Origin of the sequence: Ensifer canadensis (assembly GCF_017488845.2) — a bacterium.
Classification (GTDB): domain Bacteria; phylum Pseudomonadota; class Alphaproteobacteria; order Rhizobiales; family Rhizobiaceae; genus Ensifer; species Ensifer canadensis.
This window is the reverse complement of record NZ_CP083375.1, coordinates 138,640-155,884: the sequence shown is the minus strand read 5'-3', so window position 1 is coordinate 155,884 and position 17,245 is coordinate 138,640. Positions and strand designations below refer to the sequence as shown.

The following is a 17,245-nucleotide window of genomic DNA, read 5'->3' as shown; positions in this document are numbered from 1 at the left end:
AAACTATGGACCTTCAGATGATCCGCAACGGACCACCGTCGCGATGTCCGGCCTGAGAGACAGGTGACGCATTGTGCCGGGACATGGCCGCACCCGACCCACGGTCCCCAGACAGCGACTAAAATCACGTTGCCAAACCGGTGTCATCCAAACATTAAGGTGCCAGGGAACGACATCGCGGATGTTACCCTGCAAGTGGAGAAGCCGATCCGGCCTAGGTTATTCGCGGCTTACATCACCGATATTGAGGCTGGCACCTGCGCCATTGCCCGTTTGCGGTTCAAGATGGATAGTGACGGCACGCGGCTGGCGGCAGGCCGGATCGTCGGGCAAGGGAAAACTGAACCGCTGGGATTGGGCTCCTGCTGATGCCGAAAACGCCTCGTCCGGGAAAATACCGAACCGGCCGATTTCCTGTGTATTGTCGCCGCAGTGCACCGTGTTGGTTTCCACACAGAACTGAGCCGGTTAGACGCATAATTTCCATTGAGAATTGAGCCATGTGACCTTCCCCCCAACGCGGTGAGCGACGGGGGCAACGGAGTGATCCACATGGGACTTTTAAACATCATCCGTCGGATGAAGCTGCGCGAGAAGCAGTCGATCCGCGAGATCAGTCGGCATACCGGTTTGTCGCGCAACACGATTGCGAAGTATTTGAACGCTGGCACGATCGAGCCGACGTTCACGGTACCGGAGCGACCGAGCAAGCTTGATCCTTTTGCCGACAAACTGGCGGCCTGGCTGAAGACCGAGGCCGGGAGGTCGCGCAAGCAGCGCCGAACGCTGAAGCAGCTTCATGCCGATCTGGTGGTTCTCGGCTTTACCGGCTCCTATGGTCGGGTCGCCGCCTTTGCCCGTGAGTGGCGGGTTGAGCAGCAGACGACTGGCCACGGCATATTCGTTCCGCTGTCTTTCCGTGCAGGCGAAGCATTCCAATTCGATTGGAGTGAAGATTATGCCGTGATCGGCGGCGAGCGCACCAAGCTTCAGGTCGCACACATCAAGCTATCGCACAGTCGGGCGTTTCTGGTCAGAGCCTACCTGCTGCAGACGCACGAGATGCTGTTCGATGCTCACTGGCACGGGTTCCGTGTGTTTGGCGGCGTACCTGGTCGCGGCATCTACGACAACATGAAGACCGCGGTCGATCGCGTTGGCCGCGGCAAGGAGCGACAGGTCAACGTCCGCTTCCAGGCGATGACGAACCACTACGTTTTTGCGCCAGAGTTCTGCAACCCGGCTGCGGGTTGGGAGAAAGGCCAGGTCGAGAAGAACGTCCAGGATGCCCGACCACGGTTGTGGCAACAGATGCCGGACTTTCCAGATTTAGCGGCGTTGAACGCATGGCTGGAGCAGCATTGCCAGGACCTGTGGCGCGAGACACCGCATGGCACCTTGTCCGGTTCGATCGCAGATGTTTGGGGTGATGAGCAGCCTGCCTTAATGGCATTGCCCGCCATGTTTGACGGCTTCGTCGAGCAGAGCAAGCGCGTCTCACCGACATGCCTGATCACCTTCGAGCGTAATCGTTACAGCGTGCCTGCGTCTTTTGCGAACCGGCCCGTCAGCCTGAGGATTTATCCCGAGCGACTGGTCGTTGCGGCCGAGGGCAAAATCCTTTGCGAACATCCGCGCATCATAGAACGCAGCCACGACAAGCCGCCGAGGACGATTTACGACTGGCGCCATTACCTTGCGGTCATCCAGCGCAAGCCTGGAGCACTGCGCAATGGCGCACCCTTCCTGGAATTGCCGCCGGGGTTTCGACAACTGCAGGATCAGATGCTTCGCCGCCCCGGTGGTGATCGGGAGATGGCCGACATCCTCGCTCTGGTTCTTCATCACGACGAACAGGTTGTCGTCAGGGCTGTGGAACTGGCTCTGGATCAAGGCGTCGCGACCAAGACGCATGTGCTGAACCTGCTGCATCGTCTGATCGATGGAAAGACGACTGACGGTCCTGACATCGACACGCCACAGGCGCTGACCTTGCTGCGTGAACCCAAGGCCAATGTAGAACGCTATGACGGTCTGCGGGTCCGGATCGTAGGAGGTCGTCATGCGTCATGATCCTGCCAGCGCCGCCGTCGTCATCATGCTGCGTAGCCTGAAGATGTATGGCATGTCTCAAGCCGTCACGGACCTGATCGAGCAAGGGGCTCCAGCGTTTGATGCCGCCGTGCCGATCCTGTCCCAATTGCTGAAAGCCGAAATGGCCGAACGCGAGGTCCGCTCCATCGCCTATCATATGAAGGCTGCTCGCTTCCCGGCCTACAAGGACATCTCCGGATACGACTTCGCCGCCAGCGAGATCAACGAAGCGACGGTGCGCCAACTAAACCGATGCGAGTTCATCGACGGAGCGCAGAATATCGTGCTTGTCGGCGGACCGGGTACAGGCAAAACACATGTCGCGACCGCCCTCGGTGTCCAGGCAATCGAGCATCATCGCCGAAAGGTCCGCTTCTTCTCAACAATTGAATTGGTCAATGCGCTCGAGCAGGAGAAGGCCAAAGGCAAGGCAGGCCAGATCGCTGAGACGCTGGTTCGCCTCGATCTGCTGATCCTCGACGAACTCGGGTATCTTCCGTTCAGCGCCTCAGGCGGAGCACTGCTCTTCCACCTGCTGAGCAAGCTCTATGAACGCACCAGCGTCGTCATCACCACCAACCTCAGCTTCAGCGAATGGGCCACCGTCTTTGGCGATGCCAAGATGACCACGGCTCTGCTCGACCGTTTGACCCATCGTTGCCATATCCTGGAAACCGGAAACGACAGCTTCCGCTTCAAAGCCAGCTCCGCCGCAGCAGCACAGAAGAGAGGAGAAAAAGCCAATCACTTGACCAAACCCTGATCAGAAAACCATACTCAGAGGTGGCTCACTTCTCGGTGGAAAAACCGGCTCAGTTCCGCGTGAAAACCAACAAACGCGCTCCGACACTCAGCGAACAAGTCTGTCTTCAGAAGAATGGCTATGCGCTGATCATGCTCTGGCACGAGGAAGCAGACGAGGACCAGGAAGAAGGAGAGGACATGACGGCTCGCGACCGCTGGCGTGCTCAGCAGGAAAAATATCAAAGAGGCTAATCTCAATGGAAAGCCACAACTTTGAACGCCTGAAAGCGCATATCCTCCCTTTGTCAGTCTCAAAGGTGTTCGAAACGGCTCGCCTAGAATGGCAGCTGGTTGGGGTTGAGATCAGCGAGGAATTCGATCAATGCCCCTGCGGTCAGGACATTCTTGATCATTGCTACATCCGAAATCGCCTCAACAGAGCGACAACTTACGTTGGGAACGTCTGCATCAATCGCTTTGTCGGCATCGACACCGGAAACCTCTTTGAAGGCCTGAAGCGCATACAGGCAGACCCTTCCGCCAATGCCAACGATGACTTGATCGAGCACGCCTATCGAATGGGTTATCTCTACGACGAGAAGGAATATCGGTTTCTTAAGCAGACAAAACTCAAGCGGAAGCTCTCTCCGGCTCAGCTGAACTGGAAGCAGAAAATCAATCGTCGAATTTTGAATCAAACGATTGTCCAGCGCCGGGGAGCGCATCAGTCTCGCTAACCTATTCGGGACGAGTCTACCGTGACGTGTCAGGAACGAGCGGCACCGGTGCCCCCAAGTTTTATCCAGTTTTGAGTTCGCTCCGGCGGTTATCGGTTATTACATTTGCGGTGGTAGCGGCGTGTTGCGGTGCGGAGCCATTTCGGCTGCGCAGCACCGCATCACGCCGCGGGTTGATGGTCTGAGTGAACTCGGCCGGTGTCAGCCGCCCATTGAGCTGGCTACATCGAGCGGAGCATCGGGTCCGGCGAGAATATAGACTGCGATCCGACAGAATAATCCTGCGGGTCTGTCGCTAAATCATTGGCGCCGTTAAGCGGCCACCTCGTAGTTCCCTTCCACCATCAACCTTGCTGAAAAGATTCACGGCTCCATCGGGCGACTTACGAGCCATGCTCGAGGCAGCATTGGTGCCTATCTTGATCCGGCCGCGCGCAGCGTAGATTGGATTGTATGAGTGCTCGCCCCCTATCCCTGAGCTATGGCAGCCTGACTGGCTGTCGCACCGCGTTGGATCTAGTGGCCAGCAACTGCGTTGGCTTAAGGGACTTCGCGACGATTCGCATCTGACAGCGAGACGCGTGGAAGACCCGAAACCTGGCCAATGCATCTATGTCAGTGAATATGGCGGACAGCTGTGCGTCCGAAGACGGACTTACGATTCCGGGAGGGATCGCGGCCTCCCAGCCCTCGACCTTGCGGAACTCCCATACGATGTCGCCGAATGAAGTGGGAGCGTAGTCGAGCTTGGCATCGAAGGCAGAGACGAGTTCGTCGGTTACTTCGCATCGAACGTGACCAGATTGATTTCCGAACGCGGCGAAATGGTTCTTTTTCGCCAACGAGATGATCTCGTACACGCTTTCGCGGCATGCTACCACGAACCCGGCGTCGCGATCCTTGGAACGGCCGGCGACCGCGGTTGGGAAGCTGAAGTCCGTTTCAGTGCCGTCGCTTCTGATAACCCAGAATCCTATGCTCTTTCCACCATGCACCTCGTTTTGACGGGTGACAAAGTGGCTGACGCCACATCCAATCTTGGATGGGCCGTCGTAGATCGCGGCATCGTACCGCTCAAGCAATGCGCACAGATCGTCATGATCCTGCGGTTCATCGATCACCGTCTCAAGCGGGTAGCGGTCCCGCAGATCACGGAAATAGTCTTCCGCAGCTTGTCGGGTCGACCATTCGCTTCCATTTGACAGTATTACCGGCTTGCCACGTGGCATAAGTCTATCCTCGAACTGGTGTCTGGACGGGTCTGCGATTAATCCCCTGGGAGTCTCTCCAGACTGAACGCAGGTCATCCGCCGAAACGAAATCGGCTATTCGTGTACCGTGAATAGCATCGCGCCAGGCCTCTACGCGGCTTGTCTCGAGGAAAGTCCTGAACCTGGAGCCATCCTCGGGGCGCAAGGACCCATTCTCCTCTGAATAGAGAGCGGCCATGCCGGAGGCGAGCTGTCGGGGAATTCCGAGAATTGACGCCATGACTGAACCGGGTGAACTCACTCCATACTGAATGTAGGCCGGTAGCATACGGTCTTCACCTTCGAGAGCTGCTCCCTCGCCTCCAACCATATCGCGACCGCGCAAAAAGGCATGAGCGCCCCATGATACCGTTTGTGAAACAAGTCCGAAGACGTACCGTCCCGCCTCCCTGATGCGGTCCGCTTCGCTTTTCCCACGAAATGAAGGGGCGATCTCCGCTACGGTTGAGCCATTGATCCATTTGTGAACGACGTCCGCCACCGCCTTCGTGTCGATCGTGCCATGGCCGAGGTCCAAGGCCAAGGAAAGTTCCGGAAGTTTGGCCAGCGCATCGATGAGATGTTTGAGTCCGTCAGGCTGTTGGAGCATCTGAGCTGTGCCGCCCGAAAGCAGAGGATCGGTGCGAATCGTGGCATAGAGTTCGTCGAAACTGAAAGAAGCCAGCCCGGTCTCATCCGCCACCTTCATGTAGCTCTGCTGCTTACCTGTTATCTGCCCAAGATAACGGCGTGCAAACTGCAGGAGCTTTGTTCTTGCGGTGTCGGACCGTCCCGCAAAGCTTGCGTTAACCAGCCGTTCGAGTTCGCTCGATGTCTGCTGTGCACCAAGTCGAGCGACCGAGTGACCAAGATACTGTATGAACGGGCGAATACCTTCGTTGGTCCTATAAGCAGACTTTATATCTGCCCCATCCGCTATACGTTCGATCGCAGCGGCAAGAGCTGAATCGATCTTCTCAGATAGAGACGCTGTATAATGCTCCCACAGCTCTCGGTGTTCGGAATTTGCAAATACGATTACCCCTCTTTCAGATAGGCCGACGCGCCCGGCTCTGCCTGCGATGTTCCAAAATTCGCCTGGGCTGAGTGGACCGGCGTAGGGCTTGTGGACCGAATGGACGACGACGCTGGACACCGGAAAGTTCATGCCTTGTGCCAAGGTCGTTGTCGCCGCTATGAACTCGAGCGTTCCAATGGCGGCCAAACGTTCGACAAGGTAGCGCAGTTCACTGCTCAATGCCGAGTGATGAAATGCGACGCCTTTCCTCAGGCAATTCGCTAACTGGCTGTCTTCTCCGTATTCGTTCGAGGCCAACGCGATCGCTACGCGGAATTCCGGCGGAGCTAACGTCGGATCTATCGCTGCGCGCTGCTCAGCCATCTCGAGCGCGGCCTCTTCGGCGGCTATTCTCGAAGCCGGAAACATCATTAGGGAGGGACCAAGCGATTGAAGCCTTCGCCCGATCGTGATCGCCTTCGTCTGGGCCGAAGAACTCTCGCGAAACTTATTACGCTCCTCTTCGGTTAGCAACATGACTGTAGATGTCAGTGCCGACGACCGATGTGGCTCCTTCCACTCTATCTCGATCCGCCGTGTGCCCTGACGACCCTTGAGGCTAGCGAGGCCGACAATCAGACGGGACGGCCGCCATTTGACCTCGACTTCACGTCCGCGGTCTTGGCTCAGCCAAGCTGCAACGTCCTGAGCGTTCTCAACGAACGGCGTCAAAAGCAACAGACGGATATGCGCGTGCTCTCGGCGAATGTTGGCCAGCAAGAGCTCCAACCGAGCACCGCGCTCGCCATCTTTCAGAAGATGAGCCTCGTCGACTATGACCAAACGGATCTGTTCAAACCATTCTGTACGCGAACGAAGAAGGAGATCCAGCTTTTCCGGAGTGGATACCACGACGCCAGACAGTCTGTTCAATAGAGCCTGTTCAAAAGGGTCTTCTTCAAAGGCGCTGCCTGCCGCGGTGACGTCGATGTTAAGCTCGGCAAAGTCCGCTCCAAGCGTTCGGCGAACCTGTGTGGCCAGTGCCCGAGTCGGAGTGACGTAGATGACCCGTGCATCGGCGTAGCCGGAAAGCGTCTGAAGAATGGCTAACTCAGCCATCAAAGTCTTTCCCGAACTCGTGGGCATCTGCAGTATAACCGCCTCGCGCTGTGGATCGAGAAGGTTCTTTGCCAAAGCATCCTGTTGAGACGGCAACATGCTCAGGATCGCACCCTCTCTGGTGCTGACCGATCTCACAAGCGCGTCGATTTTCTCATTGATATTGGATCCGTTCGCCCAAATGGAGTCCTCGCGTAGCTTCCCAGAGATCAGGGAAACTGAAATGATCCAAGTCATGAGTTCAGGGTCCGAGCTCAGGACCGCGTATTCGTGCGCCTTGCGCATCAGAGTCTGAAGCTCTGTCACGACGTTCACCGGACGTCCACTCGTGCCCACGAATTCGCCATTGAGGACGTAATCAGTCAGCACGATGGTGGCCTGACCTGCATGATAAAGGGCCAGTAGCGTTAGTGCAGACCGCTGAGGATGATCGGTAGAGGCCAGCAAGGCCCCATCCATCTTACCCTGAAGTTCACGAAGATCGTCAATGCACCGTCTGGCTTTCCCGACGTCTTCGCGACTTGATTGTCTGGCGATTAGGATCAGGGCCCGAGAGATTATGTCCTGCACTTTGACAGGCCAGGACCGAGTATCGTCCGATGCCGGGTCGATTATAGCGGAAACGATCGGTAGGCGGAGAAGGTGACGAAGCTCGGTCGGACGTCTCGCCCAGAGTGCCACGCTCGATGCTAGAAACAGATCGCGCAGTTCGATACGCCTCTGCGCGGATGCCGCACCGACATATGCCAGCCACTGGTCGAAGACTTGACTGGCGGTTACTTCCGAGATGTTTGGAGATGCGCCGATCGCTGTACTCACGTCGATTTCGTTGATCCAGGTCTCATAGTCAACCATGGCCCCGATCTTGAGCTCAATGAGTTCATCGATCGGGGCAGCAGTCGGAGCATGTGAGAGAGCAGCTTGGAAAACGCCGTCATCAACGCGAGCGAGCAGCTGCCGACGATACGCTGTGTCAAAGATGTTCTCTGCGCTAGACATGTTGCCGCGCTCTCGTCATTGCCGCTCGACCAAACGCTGTAAGCTCCGCACCAAGAGAGAGTGTCATGCCTCGCGCTCTAGCATGCAAGAAGGAAGTTGTCGCACCCCTCAGCGAACAGAGGTCGTCAATATGAGACTCGGCCCCGCCACGGACGATGACTGGCGCAAGTAGGGTGTTGGTAATCCTGTTGTCTCGTTCGAGTTCCACGATGAGGTTCATCAGCGGCAGCTCGAAAGCCGTGTTTTTGCAGCGAAGGAGACATGCCATGAGAAAGCCCTTGAGCTTGGTGAAGTCGGTCACCGCTCGCCCACACTCGGCAACAAGTTCAGCGGCGACGCTTGGGGGCCTAGCCGCATCCTCCGTACCCTTGACTTGGAGGAGTACTAAAGCGAGTTCACCATCGGTCGCCTGCATTATGGTCCACCCGTCGAAACCAAGTATTGGCTGATTTCGGTTCCCTTTCGTCGCATGTAGCGTCGGAGGGGAAGCAAACCCGTAAACGGTGGCCAGCGCTGCGCGCGCAAGCAACTCGGTCGTTTCTGACCGATAGTTAGTCAGCTGGCCGGGCTTTCCACCTTCAGCGGCCGGATCTGGCAGAGACGATCTAAACGCGCTCAGCAACAGGTCGAGCGAAAAGGTGTTCGCTACCCCATCGGCCGGCTCCGGGACAGTCACGAGAGGAGCATTTTCCGCCATTTCTCGGATTTCTTGTTCGCCGTAGGCTTCCCGGATTGTTGCTACCGCATGCAACAGCATCCTGTCGTTCTGATCTGACAGGTCGCAGGATTCCTGAACGACAGCCCAGACATGATCGCCATCGTCGTCCGTCAAGTTTCTGTTGATGTAATACACGCGTGGGCCCCCTCAAGAAAGGGCTCTCACACAGGAAGATTCGCGTCAAGCGATAGTAGTGTTTGATGCTAAACGTGAGACTTGCCGAGCGACTACTCTATCATTATTATTCCTATTCGGTCCAAAAAAGGCAACGGCCCGTCTGCCCAATCGGCCGCGCGAGCGAGGCCTAGCTTTAGGCCCAGCGGAGCTGGGATCAGGTAGCTAGATCGGATGACGTTTCGCATGACGAGCGTATGAATGTGTTGGCTGCACCAGTGATCACAGGCGGCAATGATTGGGGCTAGGCCGCCACCATCAGATGAGTGGCGGGTCATAAGATTCCCCACGCCCGAAACCTCCCCCTCCCGGTCATCTCCCGCAGACCCAGCTCCAAAACAATCCGCCGCGCCGCCTGCGGCGTGACGTCCAGCGTCTTCGCCACCGTTTTTGCCGACACCAGCGGCCTTGCCATCACCAGCTCGACCAGCTCCGGCAGTTTTGAAGACGTCCTCCGCCCATCGAGCTTGCGGTCCATCATGGTTTTCGCCAGTGCCAGGCGATCGTGCTCCTTGAGGCCGATCTCAGCGGCGGCGATCAGGCCGTGGGCGATGGCCAGCAGCCGAGTTTCGCGATTGCGATGGCGACGCCGATCGACGGGGATAGTTTTGAGGCCAAGATTGATCGCGGCCAGGTGCGCACCGGTGGTGAGCCCGACCTGGCGCAAGATCGAGGTAGCCAGGAGGCGGCCGAGCCAAGGCGCGTGCTGAAGGACGGAAATGTCGTTCCAGGCATCGAGGGCGACGATCGCCTGCAGCACCGCCGGCAGGTCTTGCACCTGTCGGAGCACGCCGCGCCATTCCTCCAGCCGCGCATCCTCGTCCCAGTCGAGATCATAGACCAGTGCGTCTCTGTCTGCCGCGCTGGCGCGGCCGGGACGTGTTGCGTTCTCGATCGCAGCCTCCGATCGGGCCAACACCGCATCGATGGCGGCATAGTCGACGCCGGGTAGATTTTCCACGTCGTCACCCTCCTCGCCCTCCCCTTCCGGATTTATTGGCGCTGCGGGGCGAATGACGACGGCAGTCTTCCCCTCGCCCGCACCGGCCGAATTGATGTCCGATGTTTGTCGCAAGGTTCGGATACCGTCGGCAGAGAGCGCCCAATCCGGGGATTGGCCGGCGATCCGCCGACGAGTGCGCAGGACGTCGCGGGCGATTGTCAGCTCATGGGTGGGTGTGCGAATATCTCTGGTATCGTCGTGGAGGACGAGGTCTTCGAGATGGACCAGTTCGCCGTCGATCCACAGCGAGGCGCACGCGTCGGCAAAATGGGACCGTTCGATCCATCCCTGGCCGACCGGTGAGCGGACGATGCGTTCGTCCAGACGCGTTAAGGCGATGCCCGCGCGGAAAGCCGGCCCGATCAGAGCTGTCATACTGATTTTCGCGAGATCGTAAGGCATTGAAATCATGGTAAATGATTTGCTAAAGGAACTCTATCTGAAAGTTACTATTCCTCACATGGTATGGTTGCGGGTTGGCGTGCTAACCATCGATAAGTATCAAGTATCGATAGTGATGGTTTTGGAGTCGCAAAACCGGTAAACTCGGGGCAATTCACAGCGCCAGAGAGCACCATGCCAAAATCCAAAGCCCTCCCCTCCCCCACAGATACGTTGCTGCGCCGCTCGGATGAGGCAATTTAGGTATCGATAGTTAGCCATCTACCGAGGCATTTCTTGCCATCTCAAGCTGGAGCCGCTATATTTGACGGGATCTCGATAGAGGAAAGCCGATGTCTGAACCACAACTCTCCGTCCGCAGCACAAAGGCGAGGGACCTTGCCCATGCGATGGCGCGCCGCACCGGTCAGCCAATCAACAAGCTCGTCGAGCAGGCGCTTGAGCGCTACGATCTGGAACTGCGCCAACAGTCTGCCCGGACGCCGATCGATGTCCTATCGGACTTGATGGCCGAGGGCCGGCGTGCTGTGCCAACCGGCACGACATCTGCGCATGACGATTTCTACGACGAATATGGTTTGCCACGATGATCGCTGTCGATACGTCGGTCATTCTGGCAATGGCCTTGGGAGAGCCGGAGGCCGAACGGTTCATATCGTTGGTGGGTCGGGAGGCACTTGCGATAGGCTGGCCGACCCTGCTCGAGGCTCGAATGGTGCTGACAGGAAGAGGGTTTTCAAACGCTTCGGACATCGTTGATCAGCTTGTCCGGCTGCCGAACGTAACCACGATTGCTTTCGACGAAAAGCATTATCGTGAAGCGGAACGAGCGTTCGATCGATTCGGTAAAGGTCGCCATCCAGCCACGCTTAATATGGGCGACTGCTTTTCCTACGCCGTTGCCGCGGTCGCCAAGGCGCCGCTCCTGTTCAAGGGCCAGGATTTCGGCAGGACCGACGTGAAATGCCATCCCGCGTCGTCAACCCAATGACACGCAAAGCCATCACCCACCCCGCCCCCGCCGATCCGGTGCAGCGCCGTGCCGAAGAACTCGATGCGCTCGACGCGATCCTTCCCTTCGATCGCCGCGACCAGCTGGCAACGCTGCTGACTGACGATGATGTCGCCACTTTAAAACATCTGGCGCAAGAGGGCATGGGCGACAATACGCTACGGGCGCTTGCCTCAGACCTTGGCTATCTCGAGACCTGGTGCCAGCTTGCCACCGGCGCTCCCCTCCCCTGGCCGGCGCCCGAAAGCTTGGCTCTCAAATTCGTCGCCCATCATCTCTGGGATCCCGGCGAGCGAGCCGAGGATCCGAACCATGGCATGCCGGCCGACGTCGAGGCGGTATTGCGCGCCAAGGGGCTGCTCAGAGTCGATGGCCCGCATGCGCCAGACACTGTGCGCAGGCGCCTCACCTCCTGGTCGATCCTGACACGCTGGCGCGGGCTGACCGGCGCATTCAGTGCTCCGTCCCTAAAGACCGCATTGCGACTGGCCGTGCGCGCTGCGCCGCGGCAACGCCGCCGCAAGAGCAAAAAAGCAGTGACCGGCGACATCCTGGCGAAACTGCTGGCCACCTGCGCGGGTGACCGCCTGGTCGATCTTCGCGATCGGGCGCTATTGCTCCTCGCCTTCGCCTCCGGCGGCCGCCGGCGCTCCGAAGTTGCCAACCTTCGCGTTGAAGATCTAGTCGACGAGGAACCGGTGCATGCCGATCCGGCCGACGCGAGCTCCCCTCCCCTGCCCTGTCTGACGATCAGCCTCGGCCGCACCAAGACGACGACGGCCGATGATGACGAACACGTCGTGTTGATCGGCCGGCCGGTGACCGCCTTGAAGCATTGGCTAGCAGAAGCCAGGATCGAGACTGGACCGGTGTTCCGGCGCATCGATCAGTGGGGCAATATCGATCGGCGAGCACTGACGCCGCAATCGGTCAACTTCATCCTCAAGGCACGCGTCAAGCAGGCCGGCCTAGACCCGGAGATGTTCTCGGCGCATGGCCTGCGGTCTGGCTATCTCACCGAGGCCGCCAATCGTGGCATCCCACTCCCCGAGGCCATGCAGCAGTCGCTGCACAAGTCGGTGACGCAGGCGGCCAGCTATTACAACAATGCCGACCGGAAGAACGGGCGCGCGGCGCGACTGGCTGTCTGATCCATCGACTGGGGTATATCGGCTATTGTGCAAGCTGCCGTCGCAGCCTCTGAACGGGAAAGGAAAGCCGTGCGCTCACCGCAACTGACGACATCAATAGCCACTCTCCTTTTGTCGATCCCTCTCGCGGTCGTGGCTTTCGCCCCCGTCGCACTGGCCGAGACAGAACGCGAAAGCGCTGCAAGAACGCTTGTGGAACCAGCTTATCCAATATGGCTGGCGCAGGCGAACGCTTGGACCACCGACATGCGGCTTTTGAAATCCATGACGGAACACGCGATCGGCGGCCTGGCCGCACTACTACCAGCGGATTGCGATGTGGCCCGTATGAAACGGGACATATGCGGCATAAAACTCTTCAACGTTCCTTCGTCCTCGATGTCGCCGACTGTGCAGGAAAGCGAAATGATCGCCGCACAGGTGCTGGATTATAATCCTGTCAGACGCGGAGATATCATCGTGCACAAGGCGAGGTTCCAAGGCGGTGACGAAACGGTTGCCCTTACGCGGATCATCGGCCTGCCAGGTGAGACGGTGAAAATGCGAAACGGCCATGTCTTCATCAACGGGAAGGGAATGATCGCGGCTGCCACCGGCCAAGTCATCAAGGAGGAATTTGTCTCCGGAGAAGTCTATAGGGAGACCACGCCCGAAGGCCGCAGTTACGCGACGCTGCTGTCGCCCAAAACGCCTCCAGGCGTGGTGAACGACTTCGGGCCCGTGACCCTTCCAGAAGACAGCTATTTCGTGCTCGGCGATAATCGCGACAGCTCCGTGGACAGCCGCTACCCGCACGACTTCAACGGCGATGGCCTGGTCCGAAAGGAAAGCATCTTGGGGGTAACCCTGTCGGTTTTGGTGTCCAAGGATCCGGATCGGGTCGGGAAGCAATTATGAAGCAGGCCAGTTTGTCCGCTTCCAGGAAATCGTCAACCGCTTCAGATGGCAGCAAGAGTTGCGAATGATTTGCGGTGGCAAGATATATCATGTTCACGACCGACTTCGCGAGAAGCAGCATGCTCGAATTCCGTCCAGTGGAAACCGCTGCTTCACGGAGACAAAATTTGATTATTGGAGGCATACTCACATGCGTGCATTGATGTTTTGCATTATTTGGTTCAGTGCTCCCCTGCATGCATGGGCTCAGTCTTCCCACCTTACGCCGGAACGGACTGCCGAACTCTACTATCGCTCCTGGTTGAACTATGATCGCGACAGCACATTGCGGCTCCAGCGTGAATGGGGCGCTTCCAGTGCCGAACCACGTTACCTCGACATGGAGCGTGTCACCGATCCGGTAGCATGGCAGTTCAAGTACAAAATGGGTGACTTGCCACTCGGGAGCTCGCACGAGCAGGCCAAACTCATGACAACGCTCATGATCGAAAGCTCTCGGCGGGTTCGCTGCAAGGCAATATCCGGACGGGTAGGAGAACAACTGCCAACTGGTCAATATCTGGCTTCGGTAAAGCTTGAATGTGCCGTTCCTGAGGTCAAGGCGGCCTTTGAACACCTCAAAGCTGCCACTAGCGCTGCTGAACTGGGCGGAGGAGAAAAAGCTCCCGCGGCGACATTGCTGAGAAAGATGATCGCAGTTGTCAGCCGCGCCCCACTGACGCGGCGAGTTTCAACCGAGATGGTGCTCACAGGGGACGCTGATAGAAAAATCTGGCGTGTCGGTCCAACGAGTTTAGGGATCGAGGCCGTTGGCGCCGACTTCGGCAGGCAGCTGGCTCAATCGGGATTAATGGATGGCGCTCTCTGAGGAATGTCGCGAAACTCGGACATCACCACGAAAAACAAGACTGATGGCGTTGTCCAATGTGACAGTTCGCAAAACAGGCGTTCGCCTTGCCTAATGTTTGCCGTCAAGAACACTCCCCGGAACCATTAGCTCTGAAAGAGTAGTTCAGTGTGTATTTGGCAAGCGGTAGAGCTTGGCGCACTCAAAAGCATCCTGCCGGTCGACCGGGGTGGCCGGCTCTCGACCATTCTGATGAAGAATCCCCGATCTGTACCGCGCCAAGATTGGGGCACTCGGCGCGGCCGCGGTGGGTGATCAATTTGCCTGGCGATCGTGGTATCGCTTACTGCTGTGCAGGCGCGGCTTTCTGAAGCTTGTCCTGAACTTTCTTGACGAGCACCGGATCTTTCTGTGCAGCCGTTAGAATTGTCTTGTATTCGTCCACCGACATGCCCGGAGACGTCTGAACAGCCTGTTCCATCTGTTTGCTTGCCTCGGTCTGTAGCTGTTGCTTCGCGCTCGGATCCGAGGTTGCGCCGATCTTGGCTGAGTATTCCTGCCTAATTTTGTCCACCTGGAGATACGCGACCGCAAAAGCTTCGATTTTTTGATCGCTTACGGTCGCAGCCGTACCATTGTTATCTGGTTGTGCTTGGGTCGGCTGCTTCTCTTGCGTTGCTTGCTGTGCGGACGCCGGGTTGCTGAGAAGCGTCAAGCTTAAGACTGCAGCGGTCAGCGATGCGGCAGGGATATAACGATTGATCATCTGAATTCCTCTCTCGTAACGTGGGGAGAACACCTCTTTGATGGCGTTGAGCGAACGGCGGCATATCGCATTGATTTAGCCGTCTGTTAGGGTTGAAGAACGATCCGGCGACAATGTGGCCGTCAGACGTTTTCTATGGGGCGATAGCACGGCGACCTGTTGACGGCTACATCAACGCGATAAGCCGATCGGCACGACTGTCGGCTCACAGCGGCTCCGGATAGGGGCGTCTCACGGAACCTGCGTCTACTTAGACGTTCACGAACGTCCTTTTCTGACGCATTCCTCACTTGTACAAACGCCACCAAATACGGGCCGGAAAATCGATGGCGAAAGCAGCAAAGGTCAGTCCCCCTCCCCTCGCCCCCGTCGCCCGGAGACTGATCGGATGCGGCCGGGTTTCGACGGACGATCAGCTCCTGCATGAGCGGCCTCCGCGAGGCGACCGTAAATGGCAACCGTCTTCTGTTAGGGCGCTCTTGGATGAAGCGCGGCGCTTCGGGCTCGTTCGCTCTTGAGTGCCTGATTATGATGCAGCCGAGTTGCGAAGGTTCGTTTGCTAGGAGGCCCCGCATTTGTGCGAGCCGCTTGTGAGACGCACAATGTGTCGATATATTTCGATTCTATCGACATGAATTGACGATATGTCGATGCCGACGACATATCCACCCGACATCTCGCTTGTGCGAGGATCGATCGACATGCCGTTTGAGCCGAACCGCGCTTACAACGACCTCCCATCCTTGCCTCCGCGAGAGGACGTGAAGACGAGCCATGCTGAAAGCCTGCATCGTGGCGCGCGCAGCGGTGGCGGAGCTGCGCGTCTCCGACTACCTCATTCCCAACCAGCCGGTCCTGACCAATTCTATTGCGCTGCTCGAGGCACAGGCGAGCTCCAAGATCGAGAACGTCGTCACCACGACCGACAGGTTTTTCCGCTTTGCGAACGAGGTCGGCACCTAGGCTGATCCGGCAACCAAGGAAGCGCGGCGATATCGTACCGCGCTCAGTAAAGTCTTTCAGACGCTCAAACGGCGTCCGGTATCGACCTCCACGGTAATCGCTGTCTGCAGGACCATCAAGGGCATCGAGCTGGATATCCGCGCAACGCCGGGAACGGCGCTGATGAACGATGCGACCGGCGCCGTTATCTACACCCCGCCAGACGGCCAACCATTATTGTGGGACAAGCTGTCGAACTGGGAACGATACATTCACGAAGAAGAGGAGATCGATCCACTGATCAGGCTCGCCGTGATGAACTACCAATTCGAAGCCATCCATCCCTTCATCGACGGCAACGGCCGAACGGGACGAGTTCTGAACCTGCTCAACCTCGTCGACAATGGCCTGCTGGATGTACCGGTCCTCTATCTCAGCCGTTACATCATCGGCAACAAACGTACCTACCACGATCGTCCGCTCGCCGTGACCACAGACTCCGCTTGGGAGGACTGGATCCTCTACATGCTTGAGGCAATCCGCGAGACAGCCGACTGGTCAACAGCGCGCATTCGTTCCATCCGGGATCTGCTCGATCAAACTGCGGAGCGGATCAGGCGAGACTTGCCGAAGATTTACTCCCGGGAGCTGGCCGAGGTGATCTTCGTGAACCCGTATTGCCGTATCGGCGATCTGGTGGCCGCTGGAATTGCGAAACGGCAGGCCTCATCGGTTTCGGTGAACCGCTCAGATTTCCGAACCAAATCAAGCTCACGGTTCCATATGAAGGTCTAGAAAGAAGGCTAACATGCCTACCCATCTGGGCGTCTATACGCCCAGCAGCGTCGGTTGTATCGTCGAGCTGTTCATTACCCGGTGAACTTTACTGCGCCAGGCGTCTACGCCCACAACAGACGCCTGGCGGCCTCTTCAGCTCGCAATCCGACGAGCGCCAAGCATTCCCAAGTTCCTCGCCGCCAACTCAGTCTTTGACCAGGATGGCGTCGAGTAGCGGGCGCCACGCGGAATCCGCTCAGTGCGTACGACGCGAAACTCCATCGAGCGCCTTCGCCTGGAGAAGGAGGCCGATGCTGGCCGTAACCTCTTGGAGAAAGAAAGACTGGAACGCGCGGCACAGAAGGCCAAGAATGCGGCCGATGGACTGGCTGCGGGCCTCACTGAGCTTTCGAACGGCAACGTAACCTATCGCAGCGATAACCCTTCCATCACCATCGCGAGCAGCACGTCCTCACGACCGATTTCGCGGTGAAGCGTAGAAATTGCGAAAGTTTGGTCGAGCTCCAGTCTTGGAGCAAGCTCTGATAAATCACAGTCGTCAGCGCTTCACTTTGCGCAGTCACCTTCCCGCCGC

General features: G+C 57.8%; 18 protein-coding genes and 2 pseudogenes. 13 read left to right on the top strand and 7 right to left on the bottom strand.

The genetic code is table 11. The annotated features are described in order from the left end of the window. Positions 1-219 precede the first annotated feature (219 nt). Positions 220-453: a hypothetical protein gene (locus tag J3R84_RS38435; RefSeq protein ID WP_203528977.1), complete on the bottom strand. Its 234-nt coding sequence runs from the start codon at positions 451-453 to the stop codon at positions 220-222. A gap of 99 nt (positions 454-552) precedes the next feature. On the opposite strand from J3R84_RS38435, the gene istA reads away from it, so the two are divergent. From istA to J3R84_RS38415, 4 genes are read left to right on the top strand one after another with little or no spacing between them, the layout of a single operon-like run. Beyond that, on the top strand, positions 553-2,073 hold the full coding sequence (gene istA / locus J3R84_RS38430; RefSeq protein ID WP_203528979.1) for an IS21 family transposase: 1,521 nt from the start codon (positions 553-555) through the stop codon (positions 2,071-2,073). Beyond that, a complete protein-coding gene (gene istB / locus J3R84_RS38425; protein ID WP_203528981.1) occupies positions 2,063-2,857 on the top strand; it encodes an IS21-like element helper ATPase IstB in 795 nt (264 codons plus the stop codon). The genes istA and istB overlap by 11 nt, the downstream gene beginning before the upstream one ends. Before the next feature lie 35 nt (positions 2,858-2,892). Continuing rightward, positions 2,893-3,090, top strand: coding sequence for a hypothetical protein (locus tag J3R84_RS38420; RefSeq protein ID WP_203529000.1), 198 nt, complete (start codon positions 2,893-2,895; stop codon positions 3,088-3,090). Between the two features lie 5 nt (positions 3,091-3,095). Continuing rightward, the gene (locus tag J3R84_RS38415) at positions 3,096-3,575 is read left to right on the top strand and encodes a hypothetical protein (RefSeq protein ID WP_203528983.1); all 480 of its coding nucleotides are present in this window, start codon (positions 3,096-3,098) and stop codon (positions 3,573-3,575) included. A 61-nt stretch (positions 3,576-3,636) separates the two neighbouring features. On the opposite strand, the pseudogene J3R84_RS38410 reads toward J3R84_RS38415, so the two are convergent. The 5 genes and pseudogenes from J3R84_RS38410 to J3R84_RS38390 all read right to left on the bottom strand — a co-directional run. Further along, positions 3,637-3,786 (bottom strand): annotated as a pseudogene (locus J3R84_RS38410) (IS3 family transposase); the annotation flags it as partial. 268 nt (positions 3,787-4,054) lie between these two features. Further along, the gene (locus J3R84_RS38405) at positions 4,055-4,804 is read right to left on the bottom strand and encodes a DCL family protein (protein ID WP_203528985.1); all 750 of its coding nucleotides are present in this window, start codon (positions 4,802-4,804) and stop codon (positions 4,055-4,057) included. Positions 4,805-4,808: 4 nt separating this feature from the next. Further along, a complete protein-coding gene (locus J3R84_RS38400; protein ID WP_203528987.1) occupies positions 4,809-7,961 on the bottom strand; it encodes a DEAD/DEAH box helicase in 3,153 nt (1,050 codons plus the stop codon). Next, positions 7,954-8,814, bottom strand: a complete 861-nt coding sequence (locus J3R84_RS38395) for a hypothetical protein (protein WP_203528988.1) — start codon at positions 8,812-8,814, stop codon at positions 7,954-7,956. Before J3R84_RS38395 ends, J3R84_RS38400 begins: the two co-directional genes overlap by 8 nt. A gap of 313 nt (positions 8,815-9,127) precedes the next feature. Further along, positions 9,128-10,267, bottom strand: a complete 1,140-nt coding sequence (locus J3R84_RS38390) for an RHE_PE00001 family protein (RefSeq protein WP_203528990.1) — start codon at positions 10,265-10,267, stop codon at positions 9,128-9,130. A 323-nt stretch (positions 10,268-10,590) separates the two neighbouring features. Between J3R84_RS38390 and J3R84_RS38385 the strand changes: the two genes are divergently transcribed. The 5 genes from J3R84_RS38385 (at position 10,591) to J3R84_RS38365 (ending at position 14,186) form a co-directional block, all read left to right on the top strand. Beyond that, complete coding sequence (locus J3R84_RS38385) at positions 10,591-10,848, top strand: type II toxin-antitoxin system VapB family antitoxin (RefSeq protein WP_203528992.1); 258 nt, start codon at positions 10,591-10,593, stop codon at positions 10,846-10,848. Further along, a complete protein-coding gene (locus tag J3R84_RS38380; protein WP_203528994.1) occupies positions 10,845-11,249 on the top strand; it encodes a type II toxin-antitoxin system VapC family toxin in 405 nt (134 codons plus the stop codon). Before J3R84_RS38385 ends, J3R84_RS38380 begins: the two co-directional genes overlap by 4 nt. Then, on the top strand, positions 11,246-12,421 hold the full coding sequence (locus J3R84_RS38375; protein ID WP_203528995.1) for a tyrosine-type recombinase/integrase: 1,176 nt from the start codon (positions 11,246-11,248) through the stop codon (positions 12,419-12,421). Before J3R84_RS38380 ends, J3R84_RS38375 begins: the two co-directional genes overlap by 4 nt. Positions 12,422-12,490: 69 nt before the next feature. Then, the gene (lepB, locus tag J3R84_RS38370; RefSeq protein ID WP_203528996.1) at positions 12,491-13,318 is read left to right on the top strand and encodes a signal peptidase I; all 828 of its coding nucleotides are present in this window, start codon (positions 12,491-12,493) and stop codon (positions 13,316-13,318) included. A 190-nt stretch (positions 13,319-13,508) separates the two neighbouring features. After that, a complete protein-coding gene (locus J3R84_RS38365) occupies positions 13,509-14,186 on the top strand; it encodes a hypothetical protein (protein WP_203528997.1) in 678 nt (225 codons plus the stop codon). A 322-nt stretch (positions 14,187-14,508) separates the two neighbouring features. Here J3R84_RS38365 and J3R84_RS38360 read toward each other — a convergent pair whose 3' ends face one another. After that, positions 14,509-14,931 (bottom strand): DUF4168 domain-containing protein, encoded by a 423-nt coding sequence (locus tag J3R84_RS38360; RefSeq protein WP_203528998.1) that lies wholly within the window; start codon positions 14,929-14,931, stop codon positions 14,509-14,511. 419 nt (positions 14,932-15,350) lie between these two features. On the opposite strand from J3R84_RS38360, the pseudogene J3R84_RS38355 reads away from it, so the two are divergent. The 4 genes and pseudogenes from J3R84_RS38355 to J3R84_RS38340 all read left to right on the top strand — a co-directional run. Continuing rightward, positions 15,351-15,449: pseudogene (locus tag J3R84_RS38355) on the top strand (recombinase family protein); the annotation flags it as partial. A 256-nt stretch (positions 15,450-15,705) separates the two neighbouring features. Next, positions 15,706-15,894 carry a Fic/DOC family N-terminal domain-containing protein gene (locus J3R84_RS38350; protein WP_225906428.1) on the top strand — a complete coding sequence of 63 codons (189 nt, stop codon included), beginning with the start codon at positions 15,706-15,708 and terminating at the stop codon, positions 15,892-15,894. Between the two features lie 162 nt (positions 15,895-16,056). After that, entirely contained in the window at positions 16,057-16,668 is a 612-nt protein-coding gene (locus J3R84_RS38345; RefSeq protein WP_225906429.1) for a Fic family protein, read from the top strand. A gap of 241 nt (positions 16,669-16,909) precedes the next feature. Next, entirely contained in the window at positions 16,910-17,143 is a 234-nt protein-coding gene (locus J3R84_RS38340) for a hypothetical protein (RefSeq protein ID WP_203529001.1), read from the top strand. The last annotated feature ends 102 nt before the right edge of the window (positions 17,144-17,245 follow it).

Excerpts from the sequence above, each read along its gene's own strand:
- istA (WP_203528979.1), top strand. The coding sequence starts at position 553 with ATGGGACTTTTAAACATCATCCGTCGGATGAAGCTGCGCGAGAAGCAG.
- J3R84_RS38365 (WP_203528997.1), top strand. The coding sequence starts at position 13,509 with ATGCGTGCATTGATGTTTTGCATTATTTGGTTCAGTGCTCCCCTGCAT.
- J3R84_RS38385 (WP_203528992.1), top strand. The coding sequence starts at position 10,591 with ATGTCTGAACCACAACTCTCCGTCCGCAGCACAAAGGCGAGGGACCTT.
- J3R84_RS38405 (WP_203528985.1), bottom strand. The coding sequence starts at position 4,804 with ATGCCACGTGGCAAGCCGGTAATACTGTCAAATGGAAGCGAATGGTCG.
- J3R84_RS38345 (WP_225906429.1), top strand. The coding sequence starts at position 16,057 with ATGAACGATGCGACCGGCGCCGTTATCTACACCCCGCCAGACGGCCAA.
- istB (WP_203528981.1), top strand. The coding sequence starts at position 2,063 with ATGCGTCATGATCCTGCCAGCGCCGCCGTCGTCATCATGCTGCGTAGC.
- J3R84_RS38350 (WP_225906428.1), top strand. The coding sequence starts at position 15,706 with ATGCTGAAAGCCTGCATCGTGGCGCGCGCAGCGGTGGCGGAGCTGCGC.
- J3R84_RS38375 (WP_203528995.1), top strand. The coding sequence starts at position 11,246 with ATGACACGCAAAGCCATCACCCACCCCGCCCCCGCCGATCCGGTGCAG.
- J3R84_RS38380 (WP_203528994.1), top strand. The coding sequence starts at position 10,845 with ATGATCGCTGTCGATACGTCGGTCATTCTGGCAATGGCCTTGGGAGAG.
- J3R84_RS38415 (WP_203528983.1), top strand. The coding sequence starts at position 3,096 with ATGGAAAGCCACAACTTTGAACGCCTGAAAGCGCATATCCTCCCTTTG.
- J3R84_RS38400 (WP_203528987.1), bottom strand. The coding sequence starts at position 7,961 with ATGTCTAGCGCAGAGAACATCTTTGACACAGCGTATCGTCGGCAGCTG.
- J3R84_RS38360 (WP_203528998.1), bottom strand. The coding sequence starts at position 14,931 with ATGATCAATCGTTATATCCCTGCCGCATCGCTGACCGCTGCAGTCTTA.
- J3R84_RS38390 (WP_203528990.1), bottom strand. The coding sequence starts at position 10,267 with ATGATTTCAATGCCTTACGATCTCGCGAAAATCAGTATGACAGCTCTG.